Annotated in this window: 13 protein-coding genes and 1 pseudogene; 6 read left to right on the plus strand and 8 right to left on the minus strand. The window is 62.3% G+C overall.

Annotated elements, in window-relative coordinates:
• From BUE15_RS22125 to BUE15_RS20455, 5 genes and pseudogenes are all read left to right on the plus strand, one after another.
• Positions 1-616: pseudogene (locus BUE15_RS22125) on the plus strand (copper oxidase); the annotation flags it as partial.
• A 77-nt stretch (positions 617-693) separates the two neighbouring features.
• Entirely contained in the window at positions 694-1920 is a 1227-nt protein-coding gene (locus BUE15_RS20440) for an MFS transporter (RefSeq protein WP_073289012.1), read from the plus strand.
• Between the two features lie 133 nt (positions 1921-2053).
• On the plus strand, positions 2054-2509 hold the full coding sequence (locus BUE15_RS20445; RefSeq protein ID WP_084549220.1) for a helix-turn-helix transcriptional regulator: 456 nt from the start codon (positions 2054-2056) through the stop codon (positions 2507-2509).
• Between the two features lie 108 nt (positions 2510-2617).
• A complete protein-coding gene (locus tag BUE15_RS20450) occupies positions 2618-3493 on the plus strand; it encodes a helix-turn-helix transcriptional regulator (protein WP_073289016.1) in 876 nt (291 codons plus the stop codon).
• Positions 3494-3705: 212 nt separating this feature from the next.
• Entirely contained in the window at positions 3706-4032 is a 327-nt protein-coding gene (locus tag BUE15_RS20455; RefSeq protein WP_084549221.1) for a DUF983 domain-containing protein, read from the plus strand.
• A gap of 131 nt (positions 4033-4163) precedes the next feature.
• Here BUE15_RS20455 and BUE15_RS20460 read toward each other — a convergent pair whose 3' ends face one another.
• The 6 genes from BUE15_RS20460 to BUE15_RS20485 form a co-directional block, all read right to left on the minus strand.
• Positions 4164-4814 (minus strand): sterol desaturase family protein, encoded by a 651-nt coding sequence (locus BUE15_RS20460; RefSeq protein WP_073289020.1) that lies wholly within the window; start codon positions 4812-4814, stop codon positions 4164-4166.
• 284 nt (positions 4815-5098) lie between these two features.
• A complete protein-coding gene (locus BUE15_RS20465) occupies positions 5099-6079 on the minus strand; it encodes an efflux RND transporter periplasmic adaptor subunit (RefSeq protein WP_170865333.1) in 981 nt (326 codons plus the stop codon).
• A gap of 151 nt (positions 6080-6230) precedes the next feature.
• On the minus strand, positions 6231-9380 hold the full coding sequence (locus BUE15_RS20470) for an efflux RND transporter permease subunit (protein WP_073289023.1): 3150 nt from the start codon (positions 9378-9380) through the stop codon (positions 6231-6233).
• Positions 9380-10726 (minus strand): TolC family protein, encoded by a 1347-nt coding sequence (locus tag BUE15_RS20475; RefSeq protein ID WP_211617697.1) that lies wholly within the window; start codon positions 10724-10726, stop codon positions 9380-9382. The genes BUE15_RS20470 and BUE15_RS20475 overlap by 1 nt, the downstream gene beginning before the upstream one ends.
• A gap of 153 nt (positions 10727-10879) precedes the next feature.
• Positions 10880-11386: a hypothetical protein gene (locus BUE15_RS20480; protein ID WP_073289027.1), complete on the minus strand. Its 507-nt coding sequence runs from the start codon at positions 11384-11386 to the stop codon at positions 10880-10882.
• A gap of 222 nt (positions 11387-11608) precedes the next feature.
• Positions 11609-12070: a hypothetical protein gene (locus BUE15_RS20485; protein WP_139252466.1), complete on the minus strand. Its 462-nt coding sequence runs from the start codon at positions 12068-12070 to the stop codon at positions 11609-11611.
• A gap of 195 nt (positions 12071-12265) precedes the next feature.
• On the opposite strand from BUE15_RS20485, the gene BUE15_RS20495 reads away from it, so the two are divergent.
• Complete coding sequence (locus BUE15_RS20495) at positions 12266-12631, plus strand: hypothetical protein (protein ID WP_139252467.1); 366 nt, start codon at positions 12266-12268, stop codon at positions 12629-12631.
• A gap of 15 nt (positions 12632-12646) precedes the next feature.
• Here BUE15_RS20495 and BUE15_RS20500 read toward each other — a convergent pair whose 3' ends face one another.
• Both BUE15_RS20500 and BUE15_RS20505 read right to left on the minus strand, forming a co-directional pair.
• Entirely contained in the window at positions 12647-13555 is a 909-nt protein-coding gene (locus BUE15_RS20500) for a toxin-antitoxin system YwqK family antitoxin (RefSeq protein WP_073289035.1), read from the minus strand.
• On the minus strand, positions 13552-14541 hold the full coding sequence (locus BUE15_RS20505; protein ID WP_073289036.1) for an IS110 family RNA-guided transposase: 990 nt from the start codon (positions 14539-14541) through the stop codon (positions 13552-13554). Before BUE15_RS20505 ends, BUE15_RS20500 begins: the two co-directional genes overlap by 4 nt.
• Positions 14542-14740 lie beyond the last annotated feature (199 nt).

The raw sequence follows: 14740 nt of genomic DNA on the forward strand, positions 1-14740 counted from the left end.
CATCCTCTACCACATGATGGCCGGCATGGCGCGCATCGTGAGCTACGAGGGCACGCCGCAGAACCAGTACGCCCGCACCGACTACAAGGAGCTGAAAAAGGAAGACAACCGGCCCTACCTCTGGGCCGACCTGATGGCGCACTCGCAGGGCGCTTTCCTGGAAACCACCCTCTCCAACAACCGCAACGCGCTGGAATTTGAAGGCCGGGTGAACTACCAGGGCAACTTCGAAACCGAAACCCACCTGCTGCGCTACCTCGACAACCGGCAGTTTCTCGCCGCCTTCGTCGGCTTCGACTACCGCAACAACCGCACCCTGCGGGACGAAGGGGAAAAGAACACCAAAAACAACCGGCGTGTCTTCGACGTGGGCCTGTACTACCTGCTGCCCCTGCTCGTGCGCTCGGAGCTGCGCCTGGACAGCAACGGCAAGGTGCGCCTGCAGCTGGAGCGAACCGACCTGCCCCTGAGCAATAACTTCTTCGCCGACCTGCTGGTCAACACGGACCGGGAGTACAACGTCGCCTTCCGCTACATGGTCAGCAAATACGTGTCGCTGAGCACCAACTACGACAGCGACTACAAGTGGGGCGCCGGCCTGACCCTGCATTATTAGCTGCTTTCCCGGGTCTTAGCGAGCACAGCTTAAAGCCGAGGAGGCGCTCAAATTGAGTTTTTTACCGTAGCTGACGTATGAGCCAACCCATTCCCACCACTGCACCTTCGAGTGCGGCCGCTTCCCAAAAGCTGCTCAGGGCCCTGGCGGCGGCCACGTTCGTGGTCTTTTTTCAGGCCTACATGGTCGCTCCGCTCATCCCGCGCCTAGCCACACTCTTTAGCGTAGAGGCGCAAACAGCGGGGTTGGCAGTACCGGCCTACCTGATACCGTATGGCGTTGCCACGCTTTTTTACGGCTTGCTGGCTGACCGGCTGGGCCCGCCGCGGATACTACTCGGCAGCCTGCTGGCCTTTGTGGCCCTGACGGCGCTGACGGCTACGGCCTCTTCCGCCGGGGCGCTGGTCGGCTGGCGACTGGTCACCGGCCTGGGTGCCAGCGGCGTGGTACCCATGGCCCTGGTGCTCGTGAGCAAGCGCTTTGCCTACGCGGAGCGGGGGCGGGCCTTGGGCTGGCTGTTTGGGGCCATGGCCGGAGGCAGCGCGTTTGGCTCCACGCTGGGCGTGCTACTCGAACCCTACGTGGGGTGGCGAGCCCTCTTTTTGGGCGTGGCAGCGGCCGGCGCAGCAGTTTGGGTGGTCGTTCGCAAAAGCCTGGCTCCCCAGCCGGGAGCTGCTGGACCCGCAACCAGCCCGCCGGCGCCTTGGCGGGCCGTGCTGGCGGGGTATGGGCAACTGCTGGGCAGCGCCAGCGGAGCCCGCACGTACGGCTACGTCCTGTTAAACAGTGTTTTCCACGGCGGGGTATTTACGTGGTTGGCCTTGTACTTTCAGCAACGGTTTAGGCTGGGCGAAATCGGCATCGGGCTGGCCCTGATAGTCTACGGCCTGCCGGGCTTTCTACTCGGGCCCTTCATTGGGCGGCTGGCCGACCGCTGGGGCCGGCGCTGGCTGGTGCCGGCCGGCCTGGCCCTGAGTGCCATGGCTACCCTCTTGCTAGGGGCCAACCTGCCGCTGACCGCCGCAGTGCTGGTTGTGACGGTGCTCTCGCTGGGCTACGACCTGACGCAGCCGCTGCTGGCCGCTATTGTGACCGACGTGGGCAAGGAGCGGCCCGGGCAGGCCATGGGCCTGAACGTGTTCGCGCTATTCGTGGGTTTTGGCTTGGGCAGTTGGCTGTTCGGCGAAGTGCTGCGCTCAAGCCTACCCACTGCGTTGCTCGCTTTTACCGGCTTTGAAGCGGTGCTGGCTCTGGGCGCCGTCCGCTTTTTCAAGGGCGAAACCCGCGAACCGGCACCCAGTTAGTAGAGCAATGATTGCCTGATTCTGAAAAGAGGGTCTTTAGGCCCGCAAATGTGCCGGAGCTGCCCGCTTATGTCCTATAAACCCTGATTGAAGGGTCGGTAATTTTGTGGAAATCAACCAATTTCCCCTTTTCATGCACCCAATCCCTGCGTTGTGCGGACGGACGCGGCCTCGCATGGAGCCGTTCGCGCTTTCCCTTCCGGCGGTAGCTCCCGTTGGCAAGGACTCCGATGGGCTGGCACTGCCCCCCGACGAGCGATACCGGCAAGTGCAGGCCTTCGCGCAGCTGGTAGACCAGCAGTTCCGAACGCTGAAAACGGTGAGTGCCTACGCCGAGCAGTTGGCTTTGAGCCCCAACCACCTCAACGCGCTCTGCCGCCGGCGGCTGCACCGGACGGCCAGCGACGTGCTGCACGCCCGCATTGTGGCCGAAGCACAGCAGTTGCTGACCCACACGGAGTACTCCGTGGCCGCCATTGCCCAGGCCCTGGGCTTTGATGACGCGTCGTATTTCAGTCGCTACTTTAAAAAGTACGTCCGCCAAACACCAGTAGCTTACCGGGCATCCAAGGTGTCGGCCCCCGAGTAGCATTGGGGACCGGGCGGCGACGCCGTAGTCCGGTCCCCGTACCACCCTGCGGAAATTGCGTAGGTTCGGGCAGAACCATCCCGCCTTGCGCTTGCCCGGGGCCTGTACATGAAAACACCGAGCCTGCCCGTGCTGGCCCTTGAGCACTTTGCCGAGCCCCACCGCCCCGAACCTGACTACTACATCGAGCGACTGGAAGACCACCGGGCCCGCTTTCCGGCCGTGAGCCTGCCCCACGCCCACAGCTTCTATTTGCTGCTCTACGTCACGCAGGGCCAGGGCACGCACACCATCGACCTGGTGACCTACGAGCTGCGGCCGGGCGGGCTCTACTTTCTGGTGCCGGGGCAGGCGCACAGCTGGGTGCTCTTGCCCGATGCGCAGGGGTACATCCTCTTTTTCAGCGCCGCCTTCTACCAGCGCCAGTACCCGGCCGACCGCCTGGCCGGCTACCCCTTTTTTGACCCGGGGCAGGCCCCCGTGCTCTACCTGCCGCCCACGGAAGGAACCCTGCGCGGACTGTTTGCCAGCGTGCTGGAGGAAAACCAAGCCCCTGCCTTTAACCGTGCCGAAGTCGTGGGCGCTTATCTGTACCTGCTGCTGGAGCTGGCCGGGCGCTACTACGGGCAAGAGCAGGAGCGCCACGCGCCCTCCCACGGCCTGCAGCAGGTGCGCGCCTTCAGCCAGCTGCTGGACGCGCATTTTCGCAGCGAGAAAACCGTGCGCTTCTACGCCGACCACTTGGCCATGACCCCCAACCACCTCAACGCCCTGTGCCGGCGGGTGGTGAATCAAACGGCCAGTGAGTTGATTCACGAGCGGGTTATCACCGAGGCCCAGCGCCGGCTGGTCCACTCGACCGATACGGTGAGCCAGGTAGCCGACACGCTGGGTTTTGAGGACCCGTCGTACTTCACGCGCTACTTCAAAAAGTACGTGGGCCACACCCCGGAAGCGTTTCGGCAGCTCCAGCCCACGCGTTGATTTGTGAAGTCCGTTGATTTGTCCGGTAGGCGCCCGCATATGGGCTGAAACCTGCCCTGGGAGGGGCCGTACTTTTGTATTGTTCTCACAAACTCCTGGAAATCATGGCCCCCATTGCATCGAATAAAGCCGCCCTGCTCGCCCTGCGTTGCCCCCGTTGCCACGAAGGCAAAATCTTTACATCGCGGGCACTCAGTTTCAATTTTGCTGACATGCCCGAGGTTTGCCCCGTGTGCGGGCAGCCCCCCGAGCCCGAGCCGGGCTTCTACTACGGGGCCATGTTCGTGAGCTACGCCTTCTCGGTAGCCATTTTCGCGGTCACGGCCGCCGCTCTCTACTTCCTTTTCGGCGACCCTGAGATTTGGGTGTACGTGGTAGTAGTAGGCCTGACGGCCATGCTGTTTACGCCGCTCTCGGTGCGCTACTCGCGCATGCTGATGCTTTACTTATTTGGCGGGGTGGACTACCAGCCCAATTGGGTGCGCTACGAGCCGCGGACCCGGCGCACAGCACCGGCACCTACCCCATCCGAGGTATAAGGCGACCGCCAACATTTATACTTAATGAGCCTCATCCGGTAATGGTGAGGCTTTTTTGTGGGCAGTTGCCGCACCCGGGCGCCGGCCGGGTGGCTACACCTACTATAAATCGACGCGCCAGAGCCAGGGTATTACCGCGGGCGCCGGCGGGGCATGGTGCCAAAGACGTGGTCCCAGAGCGTGGTGCAGACGCCGAAGGCGGCCGACTCCTGGGTGTAGTGGTGCATGGCATGGTGGTGCCAGAGCCACTTAAGCGCATTCCGGGGCGGGGCAAACACGTGCAGGCTGTAGTGTACAAACAAGTACGAGGCGTAGCCGAATACGAAGCCGGCCAGCACCCCGAACGCGGCGTGGCCGAGCACGAAGCGGAAGAGGAAAAACAGGAGCGAGGCCACGAACACCGTCAGGATGGGGGGCATGGCCAGCCGGGTTTTGTCCTTGGGGTACTCGTGGTGCACGCCGTGCATGGTGTACTGAAATTTAGTACGCGCCGGGGTCGTGGTGGCCAGATGGTACACAAAGCGGTGCATGGCGTATTCGGCCAAAGTAAAGAGCAAGAGCCCCGCTAAAAACAGCCCAAAGGCCGCCACGCCGGTCAGCAGGTTGCGCGTAAGCCCGTAGTACAGACTGACGGCGGCCGTCAAGAGGAAAATGGTGACGGGCGCGGCGAAGTGCGTGTGCGTGAGGCGCTCCAAAACGGGGTTCTCAAACAGCTGTGCGGAGCCCTTGTGCTTGGGCCGGGGCACCGCTGGTTGTAGGGGTGAAGCGGGAGAATGATGCATAAAATCGCGGGTTAAAAGCGAACAGACAAACCGGCGGCAACCAGCACTTGTGAGGCGCACTTACCCAGCACGTCACCCTGGCTGGCCGCCGGGCAAATGTACCGGCTGGCCCTGACCGAATTAAAACCTAAAACAGGGCATATGCCGCACAAATCAACGATTTCACCCGCGCATATCTGGCAAAAGAAAAGGCCGCCGACACTGGGGTCGGCGGCCTCACTTAGACTCCGTCGGGCCTTTTAGCGCTAGGGCGCGGCCTGGCTAGCTCCCTGGGGCATTAGCCCTTACTTCATGGCTCCCATGCCCGCTTTCATCGGCGGCATAGCCTTGGCCATCAGCTTATCCCCGACGCTGAGGTGCCCAAAGATTTCCACTTTGCCCCCTTGTTGCCGCCCCTTCCGCACCGGTACTTTAACGGGGCCCCCGGGAGCCTTCTTGAGGACATATACTCCTTCGTCGGAATCGATGACGGCGGTGGTTGGCACCACAAAGGTGCTGTCTTTTGCCGCCAGCGGCAGGCGGATGTCGGCAATCATGCGGGGCAGCAGCTGCTTGCCGGGGTTGGGCACGTCCAGCTCGATGCGCTCCGAGCGCAGCCGCTGGTCCAGGGCGCCGGCCTGCCGCATGATTTTGCCGGTAAAGGTGGTCTGCGGCAGCGAGCGTACCGTGAAGCTCACCGTGCTCAGGGCATTGAGGTACGGGCGGTGGGATTCGGGAACCGACACGACCAGCCGCAGCTTTTTCTGCTCCTGCAGGGTCAGCAGCGGCAGCTGGGAGCCCTTGCCAGCGGGGCCCACGTAGGCGCCCTTATCTACGTTGCGCGCCGTGATGACCCCACTAAACGGGGCCCGCAGTTCCAGGTAGTTTTCCATCACCCCTACCTCCTGCAGGGCCGCTTTGGCGGCTTGCAGCTGCGCGAGGTCGGCGTTTTTACGAGCCGTAATCTGGTCCAGCGCGTCCGGGGCAATGGCGCCCTCCGTGCGGCTGGCCTCGCGCACGCGGTCGTAGCTGGCTTTGGTGGCCAGGTAGGTGGCTTCCAGGGACTGCACCCGGGAGCGGGCCGCCGCCCGTTGGGAGCTGATTTCGGGCGCTTCGAGCACCAGCAGCAGCTGGCCCGCCACCACCTCGGAGCCCACGTCGACCTTGAGCTCTTGGACGAAGCTGCTGACCTTGGCGTACAGGTCCACTTCCTGGTAAGGCAGCAGCTCGCCCGGCAGCGAGAGCGTGTCCCGCAGCCGGTCCTTGGCAAGCGAGACGGTTGCCATGGGCATTGCCATCGGGGCCGCGGCAGGTGGAGCTGCCGGCGTTTCCGATGGGCTGCACTGACTCAGCCCAACTACCGCTGCCAGACCAGCCATCAATTTGGTTACTAGAAAAATAGGAGGTTTCATCGAGGATGGTTCTATGAAATGAGGATTAGGCGTGAGCCGGAATGAAGTGCTTGCTGTCGGCGTCCTGTGGGTCCAGCGACACGGAGTCGATGGAGGACTTGCCCTGCACCCAGGCAAAGGCCAGGGGCAGCAGCAGCAGCACCGCGAACGTGCTGGCCAGCAGCCCCCCAATCACGGCCCGGCCCAGCGGGGCGACCAGGTCACCGCCTTCGCCGTGCCCGATGGCCATGGGCAGCATGCCCGCCAGCATAGCCAGTGAAGTCATGATGATGGGCCGCAGCCGCAGCGCGGCGGCTTCCTGCGCCGCGGCCAGGGCGTCCCCGCCGTTGGCTTTGCGCACGCTTTCGGCGTGGCTGACCAGCAGCAGCGCATTGGCCAGCGAAACCCCGATGGACATGATGAGGCCCATGTAGGACTGCAGGTTCAGGGTGGAGCCCGTGGCCAGCAGCAAGCCCAGCGCGCCGACGATGACGGTGGGCACTGTGGTCAGGATGACCAGCGGCACTTTCACGGACTGGAAGTTGGCTGCCAGCAGCAGGAAGACCACCACCACGGCCACCAGGAGCCCGTTTTGCAGGCTGTCGGCGGTTTCCGTGAGCACCGTCGCGGTGCCAATGAGCGAGACGGTCAGTCCTTTGGGGAGTTCGCCCAGCGAGTGGATGGCCGCCTGCACGTCTTTGGTCGCCGTGCCGAGGTCCTGGCGGTGCAGGTTGGCCGTCACGGTCACAAAGCCCATGGTGCCCAGGTTGGCGCTTTCCCCGTAGGTGGTGTCCGGCGTGATGGTGGCCACGTCGCTGAGCACCGGCCGGGTGGCGTTTTTCAGCACCGGGATGTTGGCCAGGTCGGCCTGGCTCTTCATTTTGTTGAGCGGGGTTTGCACCTGCACGTCGTAGGCAATGCCCATCATGCCGTTGTCAATCCACAGGTTTTTGCTGGTGTAGCGCGAGGAGGCCGTGGAGGCAATCAGGGAGCGGGAAATGTCGCGCACGTCCACCCCCAGCTGGGCGGCCCGCTGCCGGTCGATTTCGATGTTCAGCGTCGGGTACTTCTGCGACTGAGCAATCTGCTGGTCGCGCAGGTAGGCTATTTTCTTCAACTTGCCCAGCAGCTGCTTGGCGTACTGCACGTTCTGCATCTTGTTCATGCCCGAGAGGCGCACTTCGATGGGCGTGGGCGAGCCCTGGCTCAGCACCTTGTCGATGAGCTCAATGGGCTCAAAGGAGAGCTTTACTCCGGGCATCACCTGCCGGACCCGCTGCCGGAGCTGGTCTTTGAGGGCCGCCACGTCCCCGTCGTAGTTTTTCAAGGCCACCTGCAGCAGGGCCTCGTGGGGGCCGGCGTTGTAGAGGTAGATGGGGCTGACGGCGAAGGTGGACGGGTGCTGGCCGATGAACACCGAGGAGATGGCCACGTGCTCTTTGCCCACCAGGCTTTCAATCTGGGCCAGCAGCGTTTTTACCTTGTCCTCCGTTCGGTCGATGCGGGTGCCGTCCGGGGCCCGCAGCCGAACCTGGAACTGGCTGGAGTTCACTGTGGGCAGCACGTCCCGCCCGATGTTGACGAAGAGCAGTCCAGCGACTCCCAGGGCCGCGACAAGGTAGGCGGAAACCACCAGCCGGCGTTGCGGCATGAGGCGGTGTATCAGGCGGCTGAAGCTGGCGCGAAACCGCTCAAACCGTTTGCCGGGGGCCGCCTGGTGCTCTGCTTTGAGCAGCCAGTTGGCCATTACGGGCACAAAGGTCTGCGAGAGGACAAACGAGACAATCATCGAAAAGCCGATGGCCAGCGCCAGGGGCTTAAACAGCGCCCCGGGAATGCCGCTCATCATAAAGGCCGGCGCAAACACGGCCAGCACGACCAGCAGAATCAGCAGCTTGGGAAAGGCGATTTCCTGGCAGGCATCCCAGATGGCCAGGGCCTTGGGCTTGCCCATAGCTAGGTGGCGGTGGATGTTTTCAATGGTCACCGTGCTCTCGTCCACCAGCACGCCGATGGCCAGGGCCAGGCCGCTCAGGGTCATCAGGTTGATGGTCTGCCCGAAGAGCTTGAGCAGCAGCACGCCGGAAATAATGGATATCGGAATGGTCAGCACGACAATCAGCGCGGCGCGGCGGTCCCCCAGAAACAGGAGCACCATCAGGCCGGTCAGCAAGGCCCCCAGGGCGCCTTCGGTCACCAGGCTCTTGACGGCGTTGATAACGTACACCGACTGGTCAAACTCATAGGAAATCTTAACGTCGTCGGGCAGGTTCTGCTGGATGGTGGGCAGCTTTTCCTTGAGGGTTTTGACCACGTCCCAGGTCGAGGCATCCCCGGCCTTGGCGATGTTGATGTACACCGACCGCTTGCCGTTAATCAAGGCGTAGCCCGTGGTGATGTCGGCCCCGTCTTTGACCGTGGCCACATCGCGCAGGTAGACGTTGTCCACGCCGCCCTTGAACAAGGGAATGTCGCCAAACTCGTCCAGGGTTTTGAGGACCGTGTTCGTGGGCGTCAGGTAGTTGATGTCGCCGATGGAGGCGTTACCCGCCGGGGTCGTGATGTTGTTGTTGCTGATGGCTTCCACAATCTGGTCCGGCGTCAGGTTGTGGGCGCGAATCAGCTCGGGGTCGATGTTGACTTCAATCGTGCGCGGGCTGCCCCCGAAGGGCGGGGCCGTCTGGATGCCGGGAATGGAAATCAGAAAGGGGCGGGCCACAAAGTTGGCCACGTCCTGGAGCTGGTTGTTGTTCTTGGTCGGGCTGGTGAAGACCAGCTGGCCCACCGGCTGCGAAGAAGCGTCGAAGCGGATGATGAAGGGTGGCGGGGCTCCGGGCGGCAAAAACACCTGCGAGCGGTTGGACAGGGCATTTATCTCGGCAATGGCCGAGGCCATGTTGGTGTTCTCGTGAAAGGTCACCTTCATCAGGGTCAGGCCCTGCGAGTTCTTGGACTCGATGTTCTTGATGCCGTTAGTGAACAGCAGCATGTTGACGTACATCTTGGTGAAGTACGACTCCATCTGCTTGGGCGTGTACCCGTAAAAGGAGTGCGCGACGTAAATCACCGGCAGCTTCATTTCCGGCAGCAGGTCAATTTTCACTTCGCGGGTGGCCTGCACCCCGAAGAAGAGCAGGCCCACGACCATCACGAGGACAGAAACGGGCTTGCGTAAGGCGCTTCGAATCATGTTCATTAGCGGGCGGTAGTAATCTGGTTTAACAAAAGGGAGAGGTCGCCCACGGCCGCCGCTTTCAGCAGCAGGGCCAGCCACACGTTGGCGTGGGCGATTTGCTGCTCGGACTCGGCCCGGCTCAGGGTGTAGAGCGTCTGCGTGACGTCGACGATGGTGGTCAGGCCGTTCTTGTACAGGGCCGTTTTTTGCCGGTAGGCGGCTGCGGCGGCTTTCACCTGCACGGCGGCTTCCTGCTGGTTGGCCACAGCATTAGCTAGTTGCTCATCGGCCAGCGCTGACTGGGCCTGCAGCTCCTGCTGGGTGAGGGCCAGCTCCTGCTGCAGGCCCTGGGTTAGCAGCTGCTGGGCCTTTACCCGGGGGCTGTTGCGGGCGTAGGAGGTGAGGTTCCAACTCATGCCCAGGCCCGTGAGGTAGTTCACCCGCCCGATGCCCACGCCGTCGGCATACCCCCGGGAAAACGCGGTTTGGTCTTGCGGGTAGTTGGCCTCGAACCCCGAGCCGCGGCCCTGCACCACGCCGAACAGCGACACCGTGGGGTGGGGCAGCTGGCGCTGGAGCTGCGTTTCCTGCTCGCTTTTGGCAATGCGGGACTGTTGCTGCCGCAGGACCGGGTGGGACAGGTCCACCGCAGCCAGGGAGGCAGCACCCCCGGGGGTGCGGGTAATGAAAGCCGAGTCCAGTTGAAACGCCGCGTAGGGCACGCCCAGCAGCACGGCCAATGCTTTGGTTTTGTCCAGCTCCAGGTCCCGCGTCTTGAGCAGCTCGGTGCGGGCATTGGATACTTCGGCGGCTGCCAGAGAAGAATCGACCCCGGCCACCAGGCCGCTTTTGGTGCGGGCCACGGTGGTGGATTTGAACACCCGGGCCCGCGCCAGATTCGCCTCGCGGGTACGGAGAAGGCGCTGGGCCGTGAGCAGGTTCAGGTAGTTGGCCGCGACTCGGACCTGGTGCTCGAACTGGGCCTGCTCCAGCTCGTGCTGGGCGCGCAAGGCCTCTGATTCAGCTACCCGAGTTCGCTGGCGGACACGACCAAAGGTGAACACATCCCAGTTGACGTTGGCCAGGTACAGGGCCCCGAAGCCGGCGTTCCAGTCTTGTTGGGGCAAGGGCAGGGCCGTAGACGCCACGCCCAGGCCGCCGAAGCCGTACAGGGGGCCGTGCTGGCCATTGACCGTGCCGTAGGCCTGCTGGGCGGAAAGGCGCAGGTCGGGCAAGTAGTCCCGCTTGCGCTCCTGCACGGTGGCCTCGGCGGCCTGCCGGTAGCTTTCCTTGGCTTGCAAGGAGCCGTAGTTACTTGACGCTTTGCTGATTGCCTCGGGCAGACTCAGGGTTTGGGCGTAGCCCACCCTGGTCAGCAAAAGGCATAGCACTAGCGTGACACGTGTTATTCGCATCGAAATAGAAGTTAAAAAGTGAGGAAGGCGGATTCCGTAGGAACCGGAGCTCCGGCAGTAAGCTCCCGGTCTATGGGGCCGGTACCGGAAGGGAAGCAGGCACCGCTACTGAGTGGGGGTGCGCTTTTTCAGGTATTGCTGGTAAGTGTCCTCGGACTCGAAGTACTGGACGCCGCCGTTTTGCTGCGCGGCATCCAGGGCAATAAAGGCAAGGGATTTATCGACTTCCTTACCGGTCAACGGGTCCTGGGCGACGCGCACCTGACGCTGGGTTTTGATGGTTTTCACGCACATCTCGCAGCAGCCATAGTACTGCCGGCCCTGAAAGCTCACCGGCACCTGCTTCTTGCCCATGTAGGCGTTGTTGACCATGCACACCAGCTCCTTGGCCAGGCCGTCCTTGGTCATGGTCGGCTCTTGCTTTTCCGCGTTTGGGGTGGTCGCGTGGCCGGTGTGCGGCGGGTCGTTGGGGCTCCCGGCAGTGGGAACCACGGAATCGGCGGCTACCACGATTGGGGAAGTGGCCGCTTGCTGAGCGGAATCCTGCTGGGGCGAGCAGGCCAGGGCAACTAGGGAGACGGCGGCTATTAAGAAGCCAGTGATGCTTTTCATCGGGAGGGTCCGCGTTAAGAAATGAAGTGCTGCTTGCCCAGGCCGGAACGTACGCCGGCGTCGGGGCCCAGTGGGGACGTACCCGCCTGCGGGCAGCAGCTGCTCCTGGCCGGGGAAAGTCCGGGAGGAAAAGGCAGCGCTGCCGGGCGGACACGCCAACGCAAAGGCTCGCCCCGGGACATAGCAGAGCTATGCCAGGGCGAGCCTTTGCAGGGGCAGCAATCAGATGGTCAGCGACCCAATGAAAATGCGGATGTCTGGGATTTTAGGGGGCAGCACCTGCCGGGAAACCAGCACGACAGCCGCCGTGGGGTCCCACTGGCCGGCCGCGGGCCGGAAGAAGAAGCGCCTGGCTTCGGGGAGCAGGGCCGGAGCCGGGCTTTGCAGCTGCTGCTCCGCTGCCGCGGCAAGGAGGGTCTGCTTGGCCACCGACTTGCCCTGGCAGCAGTCCTGGTCGGCCGACAACTGCTGGTCGTGCGCCGGGATGCCTTTGCTGATGGACGGTGCGGCCGTGCGGTGCTGCGGGCAGCCCGGGGCCATCGGCTTCGAGGTTGTCGCGTTGGCTGTTCCGAATCGCGACGAGATGTTGGCCGCGCATACGCACTGCCCCAGCCACATATTGACGAAGACGACCAGAAAGGTCGTCGCCAATAAACGGTGGAAGGGCTGCAGGGTGCGGAACATAAAGGACTAGGAACTGGCTACAAAATTAAAGCTTCCGCCCATAGGCACCATGTTCTCCGCCACCGCTTGGCAAGCCTAATCACCATGCCCGAAGTGATGGCCAACATCTGGAATTGGCCTCCTTTGCGTTGTAAGGCACTATAGGTGCAGCGCAGAACCCTTTGTTGGCCGCGTTGGATTCGAAATTATGCAAGCGTGGAGCAGAATTATGTTAGCCCTCAGGAGCTGCCTCCGGTCGTTTGCCTAATCCTGAAAGACCTGCACGGGCACTATTTCCGGCTCGTCAACGCCCAGGACGCCTCCTTGCCCATGAAGCACACCTCCGACAAACGCCAAAAAATCAACCGGCGGGTGTTCGATGTGGGCCTGTACTACCTGCTGCCGCTGCTCGTGCGCTCGGAGCTGCGCCTGGACAGCAACGGCAAGGCGCGCCTGCAGCTGGAGCGCACGGACCGGGAGTACAACGTCGCTTTCCCTTACATGGTCAGCAAGTACATGTCGTTGAGTACCAACTACGACAGCGACTACCAGTGGGACGCCGGCCTGACCCTCCACTATTAAAGAGCAACCGGCTCCCTACTTGCAGGTTTGCACCAGCGCCGTCACGCTCAACGTCGCGGTGGCGTCGGTGGTGTAGTTATCGTTGTTCACGCACACATAGAGCCGGCGGATGCCGGGCGGCAGGCTGATGGGCCGGGTTTCCTGGGGGGTATTGGAGGCTACGCGCAGGCAGTTCTTCACGTCCTTGATGTAGCCTTTCGTGTCCAGAAACTGCTGCGCCGCTGCTTCGTCGGGGGTGATGTACCAATGGCATTTGGTGCTCACGGTAGGCGGCGCATTGTTGCCCTGCTTTGTGAGGGCCGTAGCCGCCGTAGTTAGCAGGGCGGGCGCGGACATGCCGCCCGTACCAACAACGCCGGCCAGGGCCAGGGCCGTGGACCAAGACACCGGGGGCTGCCCTTCGTCGCGCACATCCAGCTTGTAGACGATGCCCACCGTGCCTTCGGGAATGTCCACGGTGAAGACTTTGCGGCTGATGTGCATGCAGTTGCTGCAGTGAATCGAGGCGGTGCTCAGCGGCAACGCCTCCTGCATGACCGACTGGCACTTGATTTCCCGGCCATCGTCGCGCCAGCTGCGAAAGTCGGATTGCTGCACGCCGTTGACGTACGTGCCCTTGAAGCTCACCTGGCCGTTTTCATGCCAGCCGCAACACAGTCCCATGGGCTTGTCGGGGGCTTCGCTGGCCATCTTGCCTTCCCACTGTTTTTTCCAGGACGGATAGAAGTAGTCACGCACCGTGCCAATGGTTTTGCCGGCGGCATCGTGGCGGGCAACGCGGGCATAGGCCACTTCCTCCAGCGTTTCGGTGCGTTCCCAGTCCCGGTCGAAGTAGACCGTATCGGCTGGTGGGAGCGATACCGCAGCGGGCTTGGGTCGCTGGGCCAGCGCGGGGACACTTATATGAACTGTGTTAAAAGTCAAGCCTTACAGGCCAACGTGGAAGAAAAATTTGCTTGGTAGGGTACGCCGGATTTGACAATGGCAAAGGCTTGTTTGAGGAGCTTATTGCACACGGCAATCAAGGCCAGTTTACCATTCTTGCCCTTGGCAACGAGTCTGTCATAAAGCGCTTTGCAGGCCGCATTGGCCCGTTTGGCCGATAAGCTACAGAGGTAGAGCTTGCTGCGTATCAAACCGCCGCCCATTTTGGTAATGCGCACCTTGCCCCGAATGCTTGAACCGGAACTGTGCTCGCGCGGCGAGAGACCGGCTTTGGCAATCAAATGCCGGTAGTTGGCGCAGTGGGTAAAGCCGCCGGCGAAAAGCAACAGCATGCCGGCCGTTTTACGGCCAATACCGGGGATAGAACGTAGCAAGTCCATTTCCGGCGCATACCGGACCTCCAGCAAGGCCAGCAATTCGGTCTCGACGGCCTGCAGCTGCTCGTCGAGCAGGTCCCGGGTCTGCTGCAGCCGCTGCCAGGCCACGGCATTGATGAGCGGTTGTTTCCCCAGCGCTTCCAGGGAATTGGTCACCATCGTTTTCTGCTTCAGCAGGTGCTCACTGACCTGCTCGAGCTGGCGGCACTCGACCAAGACAGCTTCGTCGGGCTGCCAGCAGACAGTGGGCTGTTGCTGGCCATAGCGCAGGAGCCACTGCGCATCCTTGCGGTCACTCTTGCCCTTGCCCAAGTGCATTTGAATGAAGCGCTTGACCACGAGCGGGTTGAGTACCGTCACCTGGGCGCCGTGCTCGTACAGGTAGTAGGCCAGGGCCAGGTAATAGGTCCCCGTAGCTTCCAGTACATACAGGCTGTCGGCACCGGCTGCCTGCAGTAGCTGCGCAAAGCCCACTTTACTGTTGCTGACTTCCAGGTGGCGCAGCTGTCCCTGCACTTGATAGCAGACAGCCAGCGTGGCTTTGCTCACATCAATACCCACAACGGAAGCAGATGCGGAGGTGCTCATTATAACAAGGAGTAGGCGGTGAGAAATGAGAAAAACAGAAAAGGATTTCCAGGGTATCATTCGCTATCCTGATGCAGGCTCGTAGCCTAATGGAACTGTTCGAATGAGGTGGTCCGATTACGCTGGACAGTTTAGGGCGTTAAGTGGAAGAAACTGTTGATGAGCGTGATACGGTGTCTGGTAGCCAATACTGGAGTGC

This window comes from Hymenobacter psychrotolerans DSM 18569 (assembly GCF_900142395.1).
GTDB classification, from domain to species: Bacteria; Bacteroidota; Bacteroidia; order Cytophagales; family Hymenobacteraceae; genus Hymenobacter; species Hymenobacter psychrotolerans.

Excerpts from the sequence above, each read along its gene's own strand:
- BUE15_RS20480 (WP_073289027.1), bottom strand. The coding sequence starts at position 11,386 with ATGAAAAGCATCACTGGCTTCTTAATAGCCGCCGTCTCCCTAGTTGCC.
- BUE15_RS20445 (WP_084549220.1), top strand. The coding sequence starts at position 2,054 with ATGCACCCAATCCCTGCGTTGTGCGGACGGACGCGGCCTCGCATGGAG.
- BUE15_RS20470 (WP_073289023.1), bottom strand. The coding sequence starts at position 9,380 with ATGAACATGATTCGAAGCGCCTTACGCAAGCCCGTTTCTGTCCTCGTG.
- BUE15_RS20450 (WP_073289016.1), top strand. The coding sequence starts at position 2,618 with ATGAAAACACCGAGCCTGCCCGTGCTGGCCCTTGAGCACTTTGCCGAG.
- BUE15_RS20505 (WP_073289036.1), bottom strand. The coding sequence starts at position 14,541 with ATGAGCACCTCCGCATCTGCTTCCGTTGTGGGTATTGATGTGAGCAAA.
- BUE15_RS20485 (WP_139252466.1), bottom strand. The coding sequence starts at position 12,070 with ATGTTCCGCACCCTGCAGCCCTTCCACCGTTTATTGGCGACGACCTTT.
- BUE15_RS20465 (WP_170865333.1), bottom strand. The coding sequence starts at position 6,079 with ATGGCAACCGTCTCGCTTGCCAAGGACCGGCTGCGGGACACGCTCTCG.
- BUE15_RS20440 (WP_073289012.1), top strand. The coding sequence starts at position 694 with ATGAGCCAACCCATTCCCACCACTGCACCTTCGAGTGCGGCCGCTTCC.
- BUE15_RS20455 (WP_084549221.1), top strand. The coding sequence starts at position 3,706 with ATGCCCGAGGTTTGCCCCGTGTGCGGGCAGCCCCCCGAGCCCGAGCCG.
- BUE15_RS20460 (WP_073289020.1), bottom strand. The coding sequence starts at position 4,814 with ATGCATCATTCTCCCGCTTCACCCCTACAACCAGCGGTGCCCCGGCCC.